The sequence below is a fragment of the Shewanella morhuae genome, assembly GCF_003028295.1.
GTDB classification, from domain to species: domain Bacteria; phylum Pseudomonadota; class Gammaproteobacteria; order Enterobacterales; family Shewanellaceae; genus Shewanella; species Shewanella morhuae.
In genome coordinates this window covers 456,396-475,916 of record NZ_PYSG01000002.1, presented here as the reverse complement: position 1 = coordinate 475,916, position 19,521 = coordinate 456,396, and the positions used below count along the sequence as shown (strand labels likewise).

17 protein-coding genes are annotated in these 19,521 nt (G+C 44.3%); 4 read left to right on the top strand and 13 right to left on the bottom strand.

Features of this window, described 5'->3' with window-relative positions; all coding sequences use genetic code 11:
• Positions 1–58: 58 nt before the first annotated feature.
• From C9I43_RS02645 to C9I43_RS02615, 7 genes are all read right to left on the bottom strand, one after another.
• Complete coding sequence (locus tag C9I43_RS02645; RefSeq protein ID WP_076497002.1) at positions 59–877, bottom strand: ABC transporter permease subunit; 819 nt, start codon at positions 875–877, stop codon at positions 59–61.
• On the bottom strand, positions 874–1,779 hold the full coding sequence (locus tag C9I43_RS02640) for an ABC transporter permease subunit (RefSeq protein ID WP_107881932.1): 906 nt from the start codon (positions 1,777–1,779) through the stop codon (positions 874–876). The genes C9I43_RS02645 and C9I43_RS02640 overlap by 4 nt, the downstream gene beginning before the upstream one ends.
• Entirely contained in the window at positions 1,776–2,912 is a 1,137-nt protein-coding gene (gene potA, locus C9I43_RS02635; RefSeq protein WP_107881930.1) for a polyamine ABC transporter ATP-binding protein, read from the bottom strand. Before potA ends, C9I43_RS02640 begins: the two co-directional genes overlap by 4 nt.
• Positions 2,913–3,089: 177 nt before the next feature.
• The gene (locus tag C9I43_RS02630; RefSeq protein WP_107881928.1) at positions 3,090–4,190 is read right to left on the bottom strand and encodes a polyamine ABC transporter substrate-binding protein; all 1,101 of its coding nucleotides are present in this window, start codon (positions 4,188–4,190) and stop codon (positions 3,090–3,092) included.
• Between the two features lie 595 nt (positions 4,191–4,785).
• The gene (locus tag C9I43_RS02625) at positions 4,786–6,141 is read right to left on the bottom strand and encodes a glutamine synthetase family protein (RefSeq protein WP_107881926.1); all 1,356 of its coding nucleotides are present in this window, start codon (positions 6,139–6,141) and stop codon (positions 4,786–4,788) included.
• Between the two features lie 2 nt (positions 6,142–6,143).
• Positions 6,144–6,905 carry a gamma-glutamyl-gamma-aminobutyrate hydrolase family protein gene (locus C9I43_RS02620; protein WP_076497007.1) on the bottom strand — a complete coding sequence of 254 codons (762 nt, stop codon included), beginning with the start codon at positions 6,903–6,905 and terminating at the stop codon, positions 6,144–6,146.
• Positions 6,906–7,323: 418 nt separating this feature from the next.
• Positions 7,324–7,872 carry a cupin domain-containing protein gene (locus C9I43_RS02615; RefSeq protein ID WP_076497008.1) on the bottom strand — a complete coding sequence of 183 codons (549 nt, stop codon included), beginning with the start codon at positions 7,870–7,872 and terminating at the stop codon, positions 7,324–7,326.
• A 235-nt stretch (positions 7,873–8,107) separates the two neighbouring features.
• Between C9I43_RS02615 and C9I43_RS02610 the strand changes: the two genes are divergently transcribed.
• Positions 8,108–9,415 carry an NAD(P)/FAD-dependent oxidoreductase gene (locus tag C9I43_RS02610; RefSeq protein WP_107881924.1) on the top strand — a complete coding sequence of 436 codons (1,308 nt, stop codon included), beginning with the start codon at positions 8,108–8,110 and terminating at the stop codon, positions 9,413–9,415.
• A gap of 172 nt (positions 9,416–9,587) precedes the next feature.
• Here the strand turns inward: C9I43_RS02610 and C9I43_RS02605 are convergent, their stop codons facing one another.
• The 6 genes from C9I43_RS02605 to C9I43_RS02580 form a co-directional block, all read right to left on the bottom strand.
• The gene (locus tag C9I43_RS02605) at positions 9,588–10,100 is read right to left on the bottom strand and encodes a DUF2937 family protein (RefSeq protein ID WP_107881922.1); all 513 of its coding nucleotides are present in this window, start codon (positions 10,098–10,100) and stop codon (positions 9,588–9,590) included.
• A gap of 134 nt (positions 10,101–10,234) precedes the next feature.
• Positions 10,235–11,092, bottom strand: a complete 858-nt coding sequence (locus C9I43_RS02600; RefSeq protein WP_107881920.1) for a sulfurtransferase — start codon at positions 11,090–11,092, stop codon at positions 10,235–10,237.
• A 165-nt stretch (positions 11,093–11,257) separates the two neighbouring features.
• Complete coding sequence (locus tag C9I43_RS02595) at positions 11,258–11,671, bottom strand: septal ring lytic transglycosylase RlpA family protein (protein ID WP_107881917.1); 414 nt, start codon at positions 11,669–11,671, stop codon at positions 11,258–11,260.
• Between the two features lie 926 nt (positions 11,672–12,597).
• Positions 12,598–13,017: a hypothetical protein gene (locus C9I43_RS02590; RefSeq protein ID WP_146157129.1), complete on the bottom strand. Its 420-nt coding sequence runs from the start codon at positions 13,015–13,017 to the stop codon at positions 12,598–12,600.
• Positions 13,014–13,664, bottom strand: coding sequence for a S1 family peptidase (locus C9I43_RS02585; RefSeq protein WP_107881913.1), 651 nt, complete (start codon positions 13,662–13,664; stop codon positions 13,014–13,016). Before C9I43_RS02585 ends, C9I43_RS02590 begins: the two co-directional genes overlap by 4 nt.
• A 731-nt stretch (positions 13,665–14,395) precedes the next feature.
• Positions 14,396–15,892 (bottom strand): aldehyde dehydrogenase, encoded by a 1,497-nt coding sequence (locus C9I43_RS02580; RefSeq protein ID WP_107881910.1) that lies wholly within the window; start codon positions 15,890–15,892, stop codon positions 14,396–14,398.
• A 281-nt stretch (positions 15,893–16,173) separates the two neighbouring features.
• Between C9I43_RS02580 and aptA the strand changes: the two genes are divergently transcribed.
• The 3 genes from aptA (at position 16,174) to C9I43_RS02565 (ending at position 19,494) form a co-directional block, all read left to right on the top strand.
• Entirely contained in the window at positions 16,174–17,538 is a 1,365-nt protein-coding gene (gene aptA, locus C9I43_RS02575) for an omega-aminotransferase AptA (protein ID WP_107881908.1), read from the top strand.
• A gap of 69 nt (positions 17,539–17,607) precedes the next feature.
• Complete coding sequence (locus tag C9I43_RS02570; protein ID WP_107881906.1) at positions 17,608–19,098, top strand: CoA-acylating methylmalonate-semialdehyde dehydrogenase; 1,491 nt, start codon at positions 17,608–17,610, stop codon at positions 19,096–19,098.
• A 30-nt stretch (positions 19,099–19,128) separates the two neighbouring features.
• Positions 19,129–19,494 carry a cupin domain-containing protein gene (locus C9I43_RS02565; protein WP_076497018.1) on the top strand — a complete coding sequence of 122 codons (366 nt, stop codon included), beginning with the start codon at positions 19,129–19,131 and terminating at the stop codon, positions 19,492–19,494.
• The last annotated feature ends 27 nt before the right edge of the window (positions 19,495–19,521 follow it).

The window sequence follows — 19,521 nt, the reverse complement described above, 5'->3', positions numbered from 1 at the left end:
CAGCTGATAAGCTAATAAAAATGGCTTTGTCGAGCACAAAGCCATTTTGTTATTAAAGTCACTCGTTAATCGGCATACGGTCGCGTTTCTCTGCCCGCCTTGCCATATACCAAGAAAGAAAGGCAATTAAAGACACACTCAAAATAATCAGCGTCGCTAGTGCGTTGATTTTAGGCGAAATACCCATGCGTACCGATGAGAACACCACCATAGGTAAGGTCGTTGCACCAGGGCCTGAGGCAAAACTTGCAATCACTAAATCATCTAAAGATAAACTGAAAGACAGTAACCAACCCGCCATTAATGCGGGCGATATCATAGGCACAGTAATTACAAAGAAGGTTTTAAGTGGCGTTGCACCTAAGTCCATAGCGGCTTCTTCAATTGATCTATCAAGCTCACGCAATCGTGATGAAACCACCACAGCGACATAAGCCGCGCAGAAAGTCGAATGCGCAATCCATACTGTCAACATACCGCGCTCTTTGGGCCAACCGAATAAATCGGCCATGTGCACAAACAGCAGTAGCAATGACAAACCGGTAATCACCTCTGGCATAACCAACGGCGCGGTAATCATGTTCGATAGAGTTAATTTAGCCCACGAGCGCTTAAAGCGCGTCATCACAAATGCCGCCATAGTACCAATAACAACCGCCATGGTTGAGCTATAAAAAGCAATTCGTAGACTGGTCCATACCGCATCTAAAATCTGTTGATCCTCAAATAATTCACCATACCATTTAGGTGAAAAACCGCCCCATACCGTCACTAATTTAGAGTCGTTAAAGGAGTAAATCACCAGTACCAACATTGGGGCATATAGGAACAGCAGTCCAAACCACAGCATAACGGAAGAAAAACTTAATTTTTTCATAGGTCTTTCTCCAAACTACGCGCCTGATAGCGATGAAATAGCGTTATCGGAATAATTAATAAACCGAGCATTACAATCGCCAGCGATGATGCTACTGGCCAATCACGGTTGTTGAAGAATTCTTGCCATAGGACTCGGCCAATCATTAGGGAATCTGGGCCGCCTAGCAGCTCGGGGATCACAAACTCTCCCACCGCTGGAATAAACACCAACATAGAACCCGCAATAACACCGCTTTTTGACAGTGGTAAGGTAATTTTCCAGAAGGTATTAATACGGCTTGAGCCTAAGTCTGACGCCGCTTCAATCAAACTCATATCAAGTTTCACTAAGGTGGCGTACAGGGGCAAAATCATAAAGGGTAAATACGCGTAGATAATGCCGATGTATACGGCCACATTGGTATTTAAAATCTGTAGTGGCTCAGAGATAACACCTAACCACATCAGCATGCTGTTGATAATCCCAGTATTACTTAGAATTCCCATCCAAGCATAAACACGAATTAAGAACGAGGTCCAAGAAGGCAGCATAACTAATAGCAGTAACACGGTTTGTAGCCGCGCTGGTGCACGGGCTATGGCGTAAGCCATGGGATAACCAATAATCAAACAACCAATCGTCGAGATAAATGCCATTTTAAGCGAGCTGAGATAGGCCATGTAATACAGCGAATCGTCAAGCAACATCAAATAATTACCAAAATGTAAAAAAATATTTAAGACATTATCGGCATACTGAAAAGTCGCTTCATAGGGCGGAATCGAAATCGCCGCCGTCGAAAAACTCAGCTTGAGTACAATCGCAAATGGCAAAGCAAAAAATAATAACAGCCAAAGATAAGGAATACCTATGGTCCAAATGCGGCCTTTTAACCATTTTAATCGAGTCGGTATCTTCATGATCTCAACACCACGCCGCTGGTGTCCTCCCAACTGATAAAGACTTCATCATCCCATGTCGCATTATCGGCACGGCGTTCGCGGTTTGTCATACTGCACTGTACAATTTGGCCATTTTCTAAACGAATGTAATAGACTGATATACCGCCTAAATATGCGATATCGTGTACAACACCCTTAGCCCAGTTATACGGGCCTTCTGGCTGTTCACGGTTAATAATGGTTTTTTCAGGGCGTACGGCTAACCAAACATTTTTATCTTCAACGTTAGTTGACACCCCATAGCCAACATAAAAATGCTGTGTTAACTCATTAGGTTTTATGACCAAATGGTCAGCTTCATCCACTTCAATAGCGCCAGCAAATAAGTTTACGGTACCAATAAACTCGGCAATCATGCGACTGTTTGGGCTTTCATAAATGTCCATCGGTGAACCTGTTTGGGCAATCCAACCATCGTTCATTATGGAAATTCGTCCCGCCATGGTCATGGCTTCTTCTTGATCGTGAGTCACCATCACACAAGTCACACCCACACGCTCAAGAATCTCAACTACTTCGAGTTGCATTTGGGTACGTAACTTTTTATCCAATGCGCCCATAGGCTCATCGAGTAATAATAATTTAGGCCGTTTTGCCAATGAACGCGCCAGCGCAACACGTTGACGTTGACCACCAGATAGCTGATGCGGCTTACGCTTACCGTATTGTTCCATGTGTACAAGTCTGAGCATATCTTGCACACGTTGCTCAATTTCTGCTTTAGGTAGCTTGTCTTGTTTTAAACCAAAGGCGATGTTTTGCGCCACTGTCATATGAGGAAACAGCGCGTAGGATTGAAACATCATATTGATGGGACGTTCATAAGGAGGTAAATCGGTAATATCTTCACCATCGAGAAAAATGCGGCCAGACGTGGGCTTTTCAAACCCAGCTAACATACGTAAAAGTGTTGATTTGCCCGATCCTGAGCCGCCAAGTAAGGCAAAAATCTCACCTTTATTAATCGTCAATGACACATCATCGACAGCCCGTACATCATCAAATAATTTACTAACTCGCTCAATCTTGAGCAGCACTTTATCTTGCGTCTTTGTTGTCGGTTTATTAGTGACGCCCGAGGTGATTGTCATAGTACTTCTCCACCCTATAATGAGGCGTTAACATCCTCAAATTCTGGGTTCAACACAATTAATGAATGAAAAATAGAGTAACAAAACGCTGTTAAATCCTATACGTGGATTAATCTGCATAGGGTTGGATAGAGTGAATTTGCAAAATAGGGGCAAGCTAAACTTGCCCCTTATCAACTATTGCCCTGACTTCACTTTGGTCCAAACACGGTTTAATACGCGCTGGATTTTCAAAGGACGGATTTCACCAATATAGAGTTTATCGAGTACATCTTGCGGTGGGTAAATAGCTGGATCGGTACGAATCGCTTCATCAACCAAAGGTTGTGCAGGATCGTTTGGATTAGCATAAGCGACAAAGTTAGAAATTGGCGCAATCACTTCTGGGCGCAATAGATAGTTAATCAGTGTATGGGCATTATCTACGTTAGTTGAATCAGCAGGGATAGCTAACATATCAAACCACAGGTTTGCACCTTCTTTGGGAATTGAGTAACCAATTTTATTGCCGTTGCCCGCCTCTTCAGCGCGCGCTTTGGCTTGGAACACATCACCAGAGAAACCATAGGCAACGCAGATATCGCCATTTGCTAAGTCAGAAATATAGCGTGATGAGTGAAAGTAAGTCACATAAGGACGAACTTTTTCAAGTAACTCACCTGCCTTTTCATAATCGCTAGGATTAGCGCTGTTAGGATCTAGACCTAAATAAATCAATGCTTGAGGCACCATATCATCGGCAGAGTCCAGCATAGCAAAACCACACTTCGAGATTTTTTCAGCATATTTAGGGTTAAAGATCAGCTCCATTGAGTCTAATGGTGCATCCTCGCCAATAGCCGCTTTTACTTTGTCGATGTTGTAACCAATTCCATTTGTACCCCATAAATAAGGTACCGAGTATTTATTACCGGGATCGGCTTTTTCAAGCAATTTCATCAACGCCGGATTTAGATTTTTGAAATTAGTTAATTTGCTACGGTCTAATTCTTTAAAGGCACCCGCTTTAATTTGCTTAGCAAGAAAGTGATTAGAAGGCACAACGATATCGTAGCCACTACGGCCTGAGAGCAACTTGGTTTCGACGACCTCGTTACTATCAAACACATCGTAAACTACTCTAATACCCGTTTCTTTCTTGAAATTATCTAAGGTATCTTCTGCAATATAATCAGACCAGTTATACATGTGTACGACTTGTTCAGCTTGGACTGCTGCGCTTGCCATTACACTCGCTGTCACCAAAGCGAGAGTGGTCACTTTATTAAATAGCTTCATGCTTTCTCCTTTCTCGGGTAGCAGAATTGCTTAAGCAATTCTGACATTGTGTCACCGGGCTGCCCGGATATTGTTGTTATTTTCGACCAATGCTACACCTTAAAACCGCATCGGCAGTCACTACGACATGATAATCATGCTGATTTCGCTCTTGTTACAACTTGTTAAGTATCAGGTTTTGTGCCAAATATTGAAATATAAAATGTTGCATTAATACTCAAAAAAATAGACTAAATATCGTTAGTATCGCCATAGGACAATATTTTAAAAAGCCTCAAGCCGCACTAAATTAATCATTAAACCTCTTGCCACATTAAATTATTAGCAAATAAAAACAAACACTTAAACCTAAAAATAATTAGAGCAATAAACACGATTAAGGCTATTAGCTTACTCTAACCATCTAAACACTCGGTTGAAGTACACGCTTTATGCAAACCATTATAAAATCATTATATTATTTAACAACAACATCGCACCAACAGGGTGCAACATTACTATAACAGTGCAAATATTCAAGCTTAAGTCCCCGCGTTAACTTGAAACGGTCTTAGGCTAACGCGGGCAAACATTGCAGAGTCTTAACGTAACAGCATCACACTGTGAGCAGTAGAAATTCACGTTCCCATGAACTGACAACACGGCGGAAGTTTTCAAGCTCAGCCTGTTTCACCGCCACAAAACCTGTGGTAAAGGCTTCACCTAAATACTGCTTGCAAGCATCACTTTCTTCCATCGCTGCCAAGGCTTCTTCTAGAGTCAAAGGTAGGCAATGGGTATTATTGCTGCGACTTTCATTAGCTTTACCTTGCACCGGTGTCGATGGTTTTAACTCTTCAACCATGCCGATATAGCCACACAATAAGCTGGCAGCAATCGCTAAATAACAATTAGCATCGGCACCGGGAATACGGTTTTCGATACGGCGATTTTGCGGCGAAGACTCAGGAATGCGCAAACCACAGGTACGGTTTTCATCACCCCACTCTAAGTTTACTGGTGCTGAAGTACCGGGCAAGAAACGGCGGAAAGAGTTCGCATTGGGCGCCATAAGTGGCAGTAATTCGGGAATAAACTTTTGCAGGCCAGCGATATATCCCAAGAATAATGAGCTCTTAGTGCCATCTTCATTGGTGAAAATATTTTTACCTGTCTCTTTATTAATTACGCTCTGGTGAATGTGCATCGCACTACCTGGCTCGTCCGTTACAGGTTTTGCCATAAAAGTGGCGCAAACATTATGCTTTAATGCAGCTTCACGCAGGGTACGCTTAAAGATAAACACTTGATCAGCAAGGGACAATGCATTGCCATGGCTGAAGTTGATCTCCATCTGCGCGGGGCCATCTTCATGGATTAAGGTATCGATATCCAAACCTTGAAGTTCACACCAATCGTACATGTCTTCAAACATAGGATCGTATTCGTTAGCCGCATCAATTGAGAATGACTGGCGGCCCGCTTCGGGTCGGCCTGAACGGCCAATTGGGGGTTTAAGCGGTAAATCGTGGTCGTCGCTACGGCGGGTTAAATAAAATTCCATTTCGGGAGCAATGACCGGTTCCCAGCCCTGCTCGTCATAGAGAGACAATACTTTTTTCAATACGTTACGGGGTGATAGTTCAATCGGATTACCCATTCTGTCGTAGCAATCATGGATCACCTGCGCGGTGGCTTCAATGGTCCAAGGCAACATAAAGACAGCGTTTTCATCTGGCACACACACAAAATCAATGTCGGCAGCATCGAGTAAACTGTAGTAAATCTCTTCATTTACAAAATCGCCAGTCACGGTTTGTAACAACACGCTTTCAGGTAAACGCATGCCCTTCTCATCGAGAAATTTATCGACTGGTGCAATTTTTCCGCGGGCGATGCCCGTCATGTCGCAGACAACACATTCGACTTCTGTGATTTTTCGTTCTTTTAAAAAAGCGATAAGCTTATTCATTATTATTTCACTCGAGTTGTAGCCCTACGTCGGCAGGCGTCACCGAACGCATTAAAGATAGAAAGATAAAATGAATTTTCATTGACCTTCCACTCTGGATGCCATTGCACACCGAGGGCAAATTCTTTAGTACCGATCACGGAGAAAGCCTCCACTAATCCGTCAGGAGCATAAGCTTCTGGCCGCAACCCATCACCCAGACGCTCCACGCCTTGAGTATGCAAAGAATTAACCTCTGCAGAGTTGCGGCCCCAGGCCTCATGAATAACCCCCCCAGGCTCAACAGTAATACTGTGAGAAACCCCATACTGCACATCTAAGGATGCGGTGTTATCTTCTCGATGTTCAATAAAGCCATCTACCTCATATAATTTCTGGTGCAAACTGCCACCAAAGGCCACATTCATTTCTTGAAAACCGCGGCAAATACCTAATACAGGTACCCCAGCAGCAATTGCTGCATGGATTAACGGCAACGCAGTTGCGTCACGCTTGGGATCATGATGTGTGCCAAGCTCACTCGGCTGACCAGCATAAAGATGGGGTTCTACATTAGAAGGGGAGCCAGTAAACAAAATACCATCAAGGCGTGCCAAAATGGCGCTTATCGGTAAATCACCGCCTAAGGATGGGATCACTAACGGCCAACCTTTTGCGCCATTCACTACGCCTAAAAGATATTTTTCACCAACGATATTAAAGGGGTGCAATCCCAGTTGTCGATTACATGCTACAACGCCAATAAGAGGCAAATCAGCTGACATATCTCACCTTTAGAATTCGTTTTACTAGCATAATGAACACTCTGCTTTCAAATGTTCATTTTTTCACACAGTACACCGAAATTTAACACGAGGCAAGAGGTTAAACATTTGTTAACCTCAGTTAAGAGTGAGATCTATAAATATGGATAAGTAACATATAGTTAAATATTTATCATATAAGTGACATGTTAATTTTTATGATTGCAGCAACTATTTAGCCAGTCTGAAATCGATTGATATCGAGTGAACACAGTCATATTAACGTCAAATTTGAACTAATATTATTTACACAACAAGAATAGGCAATACAGCAGAACTAGAGGCGTCAGAGTGAGAATGATTAAGTGCCATTATGCCACTCTCCTTTACTGAACAAGTGGCCTAATAGATTGAATGATAAGCTAAGTAAGTAACTTGGTTAAAAGTTTGCGGGCGTAGTCGCACTCACCAAACGGCAAGGTTCATCAAAGGGATTACGGAATCGATGCGGTAATTCACTGTTAAAGTAATAACTATCACCTGCTTCTAAAATATACACCTCATCACCGATAGTAAGTTCGAATTTACCTTCGATCACCATTGCAGCTTCTTCGCCTTCATGCTTTAGCATTTCTTCACCCGTGTCTGAGCCGGGTGGATAAATCTCATTCATTACCGACATAGCGCGGTTTGGATAATCGCGGCCAATCAGTTTAAATTCTAGAGGTCCCGTACCGATATCGAGCAACTCATCGGACCGATAAACAACTTTGCGTTCACTATCCGTTGAGGTTTCAATTGAAAAAAAATCCACTAAAGACATAGGGATGCCTGAAAGCACTTTTTTTAAAGAGCTAACTGATGGGCTAACACTGTTTTTTTCGATCATTGAAATGGTGCTGTTAGTCACACCAGCACGCTTGGCTAACTCTCGTTGAGATAAGCCTTTCATTTTTCGAATGGTTTTAAGGCTGGCGCCAATATCCAAATTTCATATCCCCCTAAACGCTCGGTTCAAACCCGATAGATGACGAATAACATGTTCAGGATAAACCCCATCCAGAACGTATTTTCGCCCTAAAAGTGCGTGTTTTACTGCTTTCATTGTATTCTACATAAAAAGCATGTTAAATAAAACGAACACTTTTTTACATCATGTTAAAAGTGTGATGAGTATACTGAGGCAAGTCCAATTTACAATAAAAACAAATTTTGGAGCCATAATGGCAAGTAAACCGCCCGTGCACAGTGAACAGTATCCACAATCTTATTATGTTGATACTGCAAAAGAAATTTACGCACACCCACAACTTGAAGGCAATATCAGTGCCGATGTATGCATAGTGGGCGGTGGCTTTAGCGGTATAAATACCGCTATAGAACTCGCACAACGAGGTCTGAGTGTCGTGCTATTAGAAGCCAAGCGCATTGGTTGGGGCGCATCGGGGCGCAATGGCGGCGAGCTCATTCGCGGTATCGGCCACGATCCCGCACAATTTCAAAATGAAATCGGCATTGAAGGCGTACAAGCCATCCAACAAATGGGCTTTGAAGCGGTTGAAATTGTGCGAAATCGCATACAAGAACACCAAATAGACTGCGATCTACATATGGGTTACTGCGACTTAGCAGTAAAACCTCGCCACATGGATGAACTTGAAGAAGAATTCACTGCACTTAAAGCCATGGGTTATCAGCAAGAAATCAAGCTGCTCACTAAATCGCAATTGGGTGAAGTGATTGGTTCAGATTTTTATCAAGGTGCCTTGGTCGATATGGGTAGCGGCCATTTACACCCGCTTAATCTTGCCCTTGGCGAAGCCCGTGTCGCCCGTAATCTCGGCGCGCAGTTATTTGAATACAGCAAAGCTGAAAAAATCATTCATGGCGCTAAACCTAAGGTTATTACCGCTAAAGGTCAGGTCACTTGCCAATACTTAGTGCTTGCTGGCAATGCGTATATCGGCCACAAACTTAACAGCTTTATCGGTGGCAAAGTGTTACCCGCTGGCAGTTATTTATTGGCGACCGAGCCCTTAACGGCAGATCAATGCGCCAGTATTATCCCGCAGAACATGGCCTTCGCCGATATGCGAATTGCCTTAGATTACTACCATCTATCCGCAGATCGTCGGCTGCTGTTTGGCGGCCTTTGCACTTATTCGGGTAAAGCTCCTAAGGATATTGAAGCGGCGCTTAGGCCGAATCTAGAGAAAGTGTTCCCACAATTAAAAGGGATACGCATCGATTATGAATGGGGCGGCATGATAGGTATTGGCGCAAACCGTATGCCGCAAATTGGTCGCCTGCCCGATGCTAATAATATTTTTTACGCCCAAGCCTATGCAGGACATGGCGTAAATGCTACCCACATGGCGGCAAAACTGCTTGCCGAAGCCATTTGTCAGCAGGCGGGACATTTCGATGTGTTCGCTAAAATCAAACACATGACCTTTCCCGGCGGCCCGACGTTCCGCTCGCCTATGCTCGCGGCAGGCATGCTGTATCACAGGTTTAAGGATTTGTTTTAATTACGAATAGATCATGCCCAGCGAACAGCTTATCCGCTGAGCATGATTTGTCATTTAAGTGCTAGTGATTTAAGCGCTAATCATTAACGCATTAATCTTTTAACCATGCGTGATTTAGCTGCAACAGGGGACAACCTCAGCTAAAACCTAAAGCTCAACTCACCTACGCAAATTACTTCACTCTGCTTAATCTCAGCCGCTTTTTACGCCTTGCCCACAGAATAAAAGGCATAGAGCCAAGATAATGCACCACTAAAGCCACCACAACGCCAAAGCCAATACCACTGGCGGTTAAAGGGATGCCTGGCTTAAAGTTACTGAGGGTTTTTTCAAGATAATCAAAGCGAGCAGGATTAAACATGTAGACGGTTTTCTCAAACAAATTACCTGTTTTGAAAATTCCCATACCTTGCTCAAGTTGAGTGTAAAGTTCGAGTGTCTGCAACTTTTGCTCAGCATCAGCGCGTACACTGGGCTCCTGATTGACTTGGTGATGGGCAATCATCTCTTGTGCATCCGCATATTGGTATTGTTTCGCGGTTGCTTCATAGCCTTCTACTTGCCATCGGGTCGATTCATAAAGACCTGATAAAAATTGCTGATAATGATCAGCCAATTGCGGTAACTGCAAGGCCATCACTAGAATCAGTCCAAATACCAACTTATCAATTAATCTGCCAATCAAGATTTTCTCCTTGATACTTTCACCTTAGAACTTTAGCCAAGCAATACAAGCACATCGAGTTACGACACCTTGGTTGCTACAAATAAGTTACATAACGCTCAAAGCGACACTGACTTAATCTATGTATCGCTTGATTAACACTCTATTGGCAGATCATTACGAGCGCCCCAATCTGCCCATGAACCGTCATAGAGGATAGGATTAGTATGCCCTGCCGCCACCGAGGCTAAAATCAAAATACACGCAGTGATCCCCGAACCACAGCTAAATACCCGTGCAGACTTATTTGCTGCAAGCCCTTGATAGATGGCCTGTAACTGGCTGGTAGATTTAATTTTATTACCATCAAGCACTTGAGCAAAGGGTAAGTTAACCGAGTGAGGAATATGCCCAGAGCGCACACCGGGGCGAGGTTCACTCACTTGGCCTAAAAAGCGTGGCGCGCCACGGGCATCGATAATCGCGGTTTTGGTATCATCAATTCGTGATAAAACGGCCTCGGCGTCCATCACCCGCTCGGTGTGGTATTGCAGTACATCAGCCAAAGTATCGATATCCGTAGGGCCATAATCGATACCTTCATCTTGGTAACGCGATGAGGTCATTCGGTCTTCTTCAATCCATTGGGGCAAGCCACCATCAAGTACATAAACTTGACTAAAACCCATCACTTTAAAAGTCCACCAAGCCCGCGGAGAAGAGTAAATGCCTTGGTTATCATAGATAACAATAATGCTATCGGCCTCAATCCCAAGTTGTGCAATCCCTTGAGTGAATTGGTCAAGCGTCGGCAAGGCATGAATTTGGCTTGAAGTGTTATCACAAAACACATTTTCTAAGTCGAACCGACGTGAGCGTGCTATACAAATCGGCTCATCGTAAACTAGAGGTTCTTTACCAATAACGGTTTGCATACTGGCATCGAGCAGCACTAAATGGGGATCGGTGAGGTGTGCTTCGAGCCACTGCGTACTAACAAGTGGGTATTCCATAGCAAATCCTTATACTGTTATATGGATCGAGTGGGAGTCTTTCATGCTATGCCGCAAAGCCCAAATATCGGCTTTACAAGTTGTCGGCTTTAGCTATTCAACAAAAGCATTAATCGCGTTTGGCGATGCTTAAAAGTACATCGCACCGTTTTATTAAGCTAGCCGCTATTTAATGACTTCTATTTTCACATCAATTAAACCTGAAGAAGTGTTACCTATGCTACTAAATGCCGATTTTGATAGATCAATAATACGGCCACGCACGAAAGGCCCTCTATCGTTAATTTTTACAATGACACTTTTGCCATTATCGACGTTAGTCACCTTAACACTCGAACCAAAGGGTAACTTTTTATGGGCTGCCGTTTTTAATGTGTGTTTATAACGTGCGCCGCTCGCCGTTTTTTTATTTTGATGTTTATCGCCATAAAAAGAAGCTTTGCCAGACTCAGTGAATCCCACCCAGTTACCATTTTCACCTGTCGGCATTGAAGAGCAACCCGCCAAAAAGCTTAACAGTGCCAGTACAGATAATTTGATAAAAGTAGAACGCATAATTTGGTTTTTAAGTGTGTTCACATGACACCTTCTCTAATAAGTGAATTTATTGCTAGAGAGCAATCTGCTCAGCAAAAATTAAGGGGAAAATAATGAGGAACCCTTGGATAACAAAAGCTCAGGGCTTGATCCTAAAAAAATCAGTGCAAGGCATCAGAAACCCCCACAAGGCTACAGCAGTTACACGCTAATATCACGTATTTACAGGTGAATACTCTCGGTTTGAAGTAAAAGGTTGCTGACATACTGACTTAAAAACAGACAGAATAGCGCTAGAAATAGAGGCCTAGTACGGCTAAATAACTTGTTGGGTAACTTAAATGCTGCCCCTACTGATGGATAAGCCATGGTGTTCACTCACCGACACGCAGCAAGTCCTCCCTTGGATGCAGGGCCGCCCCATCTGATGTGAAAAGATTCACAAATGCCGCGATGGCATGGACGCCAAAGAGCGGCCATGGGGCGGACGGTCGTCTCGCCAATCACCATGAACCTGTAGATTTAAAGGTCTTACGCAGCACGCTTTGGGACAAAACCTTGTTAGATAATTCACTCTTATTAGCCAGATTCGGATTAGCTATTCTATTAGTAATGCTTCGTTTGGCTACAAACCAATCAATGAACGATATAACCAGTCGGAATAGGAATAACAGGGACATGAATCAGTTCTCTAGAGATTTGATTCATCTTAAGGGAAAAAACCGCCCCAGAATAGCCGGAAATGGGGCTTTAGAGCGGGTTTTAGGGGCTTGGGTGAATCAGTCTGGTGTAGAGTGATTCACTGGCTCACTTTTGGACAAAAGCGTGATAGCTCCTTTGCTCTAACTCGTCAGTTTCGGATTCAAATTTCTATGGAGATAACGCCGCCTTAAGCTGTGAGTAAACGCGTGCCAAAATGAAGCAAAGCGGAATCGGCACGCGTTTGCGAATCAGACTTAAAGGCTTTGTTAACTTACTTCACACCACGCGTTAATACCCATTTTCCCCACCAAATATAGCATTGCGGCTACAGCTGGCGCTAAAAGAGTAGCTGTAAATCCAATAGCCGCTCCGAGAGCTGTAGATATAATACTAATGCATACGCCCTTTACTATAGGGGATTCAACACCTAATTTTTGGCGTACATCATCGTAAATAGGATCACCACATATAAACTTTCGAAACTCTTCCATAAACCTATCATGGAAGGGTTGAGGGTTAGATGCGCCACCAAAGCCGACCGTTGATTTAGGTCCTTGGGCTGATAACCAAAGTTTTGCAGCCTCTTCGACTCCATGCTCATCAACTAATTGTTTAAATGTATCTTGTTGGTACTTTTTTAATGGCGCTAGCCATTCGTCTAATGAAGAGTTATCAATAATCATCAAAGCATATCTCCAATGTAATGTGCTGAAATACACTGAGTTGTTTGATTTAGCTCATGTGGGTTTATTCCCCCTAAGGATATACCACCACCTTCTGGTACATAAGCTCCATTGAGCATTCCTACGATTTTTTTATTTCGAGGGCAGAATATCAAAGAACCTGATTGGCCAGGTCTTGACTGAGTATTAATAACGGCATATTTGCTCTTGATACCATTTGATTCAAGTAACACCTTAGATCCGATGTCAGCACTTTGGTAGGTTAAAACTCTTCGCCCTTGTGGGCAGTGTGGGTAACCATATATGTGTATAGGCTGACCAACGCCAACATCATCGAAATTACCAATTTGAGGTAACGCTCCATGAAACTCCAACCCATTTGTTTGTAACAACGCAATATCTCGAATTGGGTCGCTTTCAACAATTGTTGCTGATGACATTTGGCAGCTGTTATCACCAGTATCTTGATACTGAGAAAAACTGTTAATATGAGGTAATAAAATCACTAAGCCATTATCACTGTCTCCAACGACATGTCTGGGGGTCGCGATAACTCCTGAGTTTCTAACAAAAAAGCCAGTACCCAACATAGACACACCATTGGGACCTACTCTCCCAATTGTCACTACAATTTGCGTAAATATATCCATTTGATTCCTTGTAAGTTAACATTTTATTCGTGCGCATGCGCGTTTATCTCATTAGACCAGTAAAAACGCGCACAGTTAACTACCTGTATGCAAAGAAGTTATCAGCTTTACATCAAATACACCACCTAGAAAAACGCGCATGCGCGTTTCCCAAACCTATTAACTAATTTGAATGAAGTGTATCAAAATGATTTTAAAGGGTTTTGTTAATTTTAGACGGGAAAAACGCGCAAGCTAATCAGTTTAAAAACACTCAAAAGCATCTGCATTTAAATACGACTGTATATCCATGCATTGTTAGTCGCTTTACGATAGAGCCAAACATTAGGCACATAGGTGAGATTTTGTAGGGCAATTCATTCGTCAGTTTTGGATTCACTAAATGATTGCTAGCAAGCTTTGGGGCAAAAGCTTTTTAGCTGGACGAACAGCAAGATGGTTAGTGAGGATTGGCATTGTTGCACCAGTGACCTTCTAAAACATATATGTGTTAGTTGAGCCCTCAAGGGCGTTTTTTGTTAAACAAAGAGGTGGCGTGTCACTGGGAAACAATGGCAATTAATGCGTAATACATGTAACTCAACTGTCTTGCTTGGGGCAAAACCGTCCTAAAAATAAAAACCTCTTTCCATGTAATATGAAAAGAGGTTTTAGTATTGAGCGAAAGCGGCTCCTTCTTCTATATAGACAAAAAATATAGACAAAAAAGAGCAGTTATAAAAATAGTCCGCTTATAGCACGATCCAAGTCGCTTTCAGTTCAGTGTATTTGTCGAAGGAATGCAGAGATTTATCTCGGCCATTACCTGACTGTTTATAGCCACCGAACGGCGCTGTCATATCGCCGCCATCGTAATGGTTGATCCACACCATGCCAGAGCGCAGGGCTTTGGCGGTTTTATGGGCCTTACTGATATTTGAGGTCCACACACCTGCGGCTAAACCGTAAATAGTATCGTTGGCAATGGCTATCGCCTCTTCCATACCATTAAATTCAATCACAGATAACACAGGGCCAAAAATCTCTTCACTAGCAATTTTCATCTGATTATTTACATTAGAGAATACCGTTGGCTGCACATACACGCCGCCCGTGTCGGCCATAACTTGGCTGCCACCGTAGACTAGAGTTGCGCCTTCATCTTTACCCGCTTTGATGTAACTAAGCACAGTGTCTAACTGTTGTTTATCGACAACGGCGCCGCTCACTGTGGCAGGATCGAGTGGATGACCCGGATGCCATGATGCTAGTTCCTCTGCAATAAGCGCAATAAGCTCATCTTTTACCCCTGATTCCACCAGCAAACGCGAACCTGCGGTGCAGACTTCACCTTGGTTAAAGGCAATCGCTTCAGCGGCGGCAACGGCGGCGGCTTTCAGATCTGGCGCGTCATTAAAGACAATATTAGGGCTCTTGCCTCCCGCCTCTAACCACACGCGTTTCATGTTCGACTCGCCTGCGTAAATCATTAATTGCTTAGCAATTTTTGTCGAACCTGTGAACACCAGCGTATCCACGTCCATATGCAGGGCTAAGGCTTTACCCACGGTATGGCCAAATCCTGGCAGCACGTTTAATACGCCTTTAGGCATGCCTGCTTCTATGGCGAGTTGCGCCATACGAATAGCCGTTAAAGGTGATTTTTCAGAGGGTTTTAACACCACACTGTTACCCGTGGCTAGCGCAGGCCCTAATTTCCAGCAGGCCATCAGCATAGGGAAGTTCCACGGCACAATCGCTGCCACAACTCCCACCGGCTCACGGGTAATCATGCCGATTTCATTGTGGGCGGTTGGCGCGAGTTCATCGTAAATTTTATCTATCGCCTCGCCCGACCAGCGAATGGCACGGGCAGCACCCACCACATCCACCGCCTTAGAGAAACGAATCGGTTTACCCATGTCGAGGGTTTCTAACAGGGCAAGTTCATTGGCATTTTCTTCGAGTAACTCGGCAAAACGTATCATGACCTTTTTGCGCTGCACAGGAGATTGCTGCGACCAAGCACCCGACTCAAATACGCTGCGGCCATTGGCAACCGCAAGGTTGGCATCGTCAACATCGCAACTCGCCACTTTTACCAACAAGCGGCCATCAATAGGACTAATACAATCAAAGGTGCTACCCGAAACGGCATCTTGGTATTCGCCATTGATAAAAGCCTTGCCATTAATAGACAGACTGGCAGCAAGAGTTTCCCATTCGCTACGTTTCTTTGGTGTGTTCATGATGACCCCTTAATAGTTCGTATAAGTGTGGTTTATCGTTTATCGACAAAAAATAGCCATCTGTGACAGACGAATTGCAAATGCGAAACAGCATCGCAGGCATAATTTCTGGCTTCAGGTTACGCTGTTTGAGCAATAAAATTCAATATTTTTTACAAAAATAGCATTTTAGCTACAAATAACTGCACACGACTATTCCATGTTCATTATTTCTGACATAGCATAGCAAATAATAGCCACTCAAAAGCCAGACCTAAAAAGTACAGGAAAAGGTAAACACTATGGCCGATTTGCCACTCAATTCCTCAAATGATTTTTCCAGCAAGTCTTCACAAGAGATGCCCTCACTTGAAGCCCTATGGATGCCTTTTACTGCCAACCGCCAATTTAAAGCCAACCCGCGGTTACTCGCCAAAGCAGAAGGCATGTATTACAAGGATATTGATGGCAATAAGATATTAGATGCCACTGCCGGTTTATGGTGCTGTAACGCGGGCCATGGTCGCAAAGAAATCAGCGAAGCAGTCAGCAAACAAATACACGAGATGGACTACGCGCCCTCCTTCCAAATGGGTCATCCTATTGCCTTTGAACTCGCTGAGCGTTTAGTTGAACTAAGTCCAGAAGGATTAAATAAAGTCTTTTTTACTAACTCAGGTTCTGAGTCGGTCGATACAGCACTTAAGATGGCGCTGTGCTATCACAGAGCGAATGGTCAAGCTTCACGCACTCGCTTTATCGGCCGTGAAATGGGTTATCACGGTGTGGGTTTTGGCGGCATCTCTGTCGGTGGGTTAAGTAATAACCGCAAAGCCTTTAACGGCCAATTGTTGCAAGGCATTGATCACTTACCGCACACCTTAGATATCCAAAATGCAGCATTTACCCGTGGACTCTCACACCTTGGCGCGGAAAAAGCCGAGGTATTAGAACAGCTTGTAACCTTACATGGCGCCGAGAATATTGCCGCTGTGATCGTTGAGCCTATGTCGGGTTCTGCTGGGGTAATATTACCGCCTCAAGGTTACTTAAAACGTCTGCGTGAAATCACTAAAAAACACGGCATCCTGCTGATTTTTGATGAAGTCATTACCGCTTTTGGCCGTGTTGGCGCCGCCTTTGCGAGTCAACGTTGGGGCGTGATCCCAGATATGATCACCACAGCTAAAGCCATCAATAACGGCGCTATCCCAATGGGGGCGGTGTTTGTGCAAGATTTTATCCACGACACTTGTATGCAAGGCCCCGCTGAACTGATTGAGTTTTTCCACGGCTATACCTATTCCGGCCACCCTGTTGCGGCGGCCGCGGCGCTTGCCACCCTATCAATTTATGAGAATGAGCAATTATTTGAGCGCAGTCTTGAGCTTGAGCACTACTTCGAGGACGCAGTGCACAGTCTCAAAGGCTTGCCGAATGTGATTGATATTCGCAACACTGGCTTAGTCGCTGGGATTCAATTTGCACCTAACGCTCAAGGCGCGGGCAAACGTGGCTACGGCGTGTTTGAGCATTGCTTCCGCCACGGCACATTGGTGCGAGCCACGGGCGATATTATTGCTATATCGCCGCCACTGATTGTCGATAAACGCGAGATTGACCAAATGGTTAACAGCCTAAGCGATGCGATTAATGCTGTTGGATAATAAAGCCAACCTCTTATTTCACTTTTACATTTAACACTGCGCTACAACAGCGATTATCAAAGGTTTACTATGCACACGATCACTCATTTTGTTAACGGTCAGCACACGCCAGCCAGCTCAAGAGTCCAAGATATTTTTGACCCCGCCACTGGCGAACATAGTAGCCAAGTCTCGCTCGCCAGCGAAGCGGAAGTCGGTGAAGCTATCGCTATCGCTAAAACCGCCTTTGAGACGTGGTCGCAGGTGACACCACTGAACCGTGCCCGCGTGCTATTTAAATTTAAAGCCTTAGTAGAGCTGCACATGGATGAAATGGCACAGCTTATCACCCGCGAGCACGGCAAAGTGTTGGATGATGCAAAGGGCGAGATCATTCGCGGTCTCGAAGTCGTCGAGTTTGCCTGTGGTATTCCGCACTTACTTAAAGGCGAGCACACCCAACAAGTGGGTGGCGGCGTAGATTCTTGGTCAGTGAATCAAGCTTTAGGTGTTGTCGCAGGCATAGCGCCCTTTAACTTTCCGGTGATGGTTCCCATGTGGATGTTCCCAATCGCAATTGCCTGCGGTAACACCTTTATTATGAAACCCTCGGAAAAAGACCCGAGCGCGGTGATGCGTATTGCGCAGTTACTTAAAGAAGCGGGCCTTCCCGATGGCGTGTTTAACGTGATTAACGGCGATAAAGAAGCCGTTGATAGCTTACTCACCCATAAAGATGTGCAAGCGATAAGCTTTGTTGGCTCAACTCCAGTAGCCGAATACATCTACAGCACCGCCTCTAAATATGGCAAACGCGTGCAAGCCTTGGGCGGCGCAAAAAACCATATGCTACTCATGCCTGATGCAGATTTAGATCAAGCCGTGAGCGCCTTAATGGGCGCAGCTTACGGCAGTGCGGGCGAGCGTTGCATGGCGATTTCAGTCGTACTAGCAGTAAGTGATGTGGGCGATGCGTTAGTGGAAAAACTGCTACCGCAAATCCAAAGCTTAAAAGTCGGCAACGGCCTGACGCCAGAAATAGAAATGGGCCCACTTATCTCAAAACAACATCTTGCCAAAGTAACCCAATATGTTGAAGCAGGCGTGCAAGAAGGCGCAGCATTGCTGGTCGATGGCCGTAAGTTGAGTGTTGCCAGCCATCAACAGGGCTATTTCCTCGGTGCCTGTTTGTTCGATCACGTCACGCCAGAGATGAGCATTTATCGTGAAGAAATCTTTGGCCCAGTGCTCGCCATTATGCGCGTAAAAGATTACCCGACCGCACTTGAGCTGATTAACCAACATGAATTTGGTAATGGCACGGCCATTTTTACCCAAAGTGGTGAAGCGGCAAGGCATTTTTGCCACCACGTGCAAGTTGGTATGGTTGGAGTGAACGTACCAATTCCGGTGCCGATGGCATTCCACAGTTTTGGTGGTTGGAAACGTTCACTGTTTGGACCGCTGCATATGCATGGCCCCGATGGCGTGCGTTTTTACACTAAACGTAAAGCCATTACTGCGCGCTGGCCCGTAGGTAAACAGATTCAAACTGAGTTTGTTATGCCAACGATGAAATAGCCCAATGCCTGTTTAATAAGGAAATCACACATGACGGTGAGCATTAACGCCATTATTCGCTTTGCCACGGCACAAACGGCCGTCGAAAGTTACCAGCTACCAGCAGAAAAGTTGTTAGCGGGTAACCCAACTCAAGGGTTAGAGAATCATTATTCTAGCCCTTGCGATCAATTTCACAGTGGAGTTTGGCAAAGCGAATCAGGGGCTTGGAAAATAAACTATACTGAATACGAGTACTGCGAAATCCTCGAAGGGATAAGTGTTATTACTGATCTTCAGGGTCAATCACAGACTTTCACTGTGGGGGATAGGTTTATTATACCGGCAGGATTTGAAGGTATTTGGGAAGTCGTGGAGCCATGTCGTAAGATTTACGTTATTTTTGAGCAAAAGTGAGATCAACGAGGCTGATGTCAGTCTCAG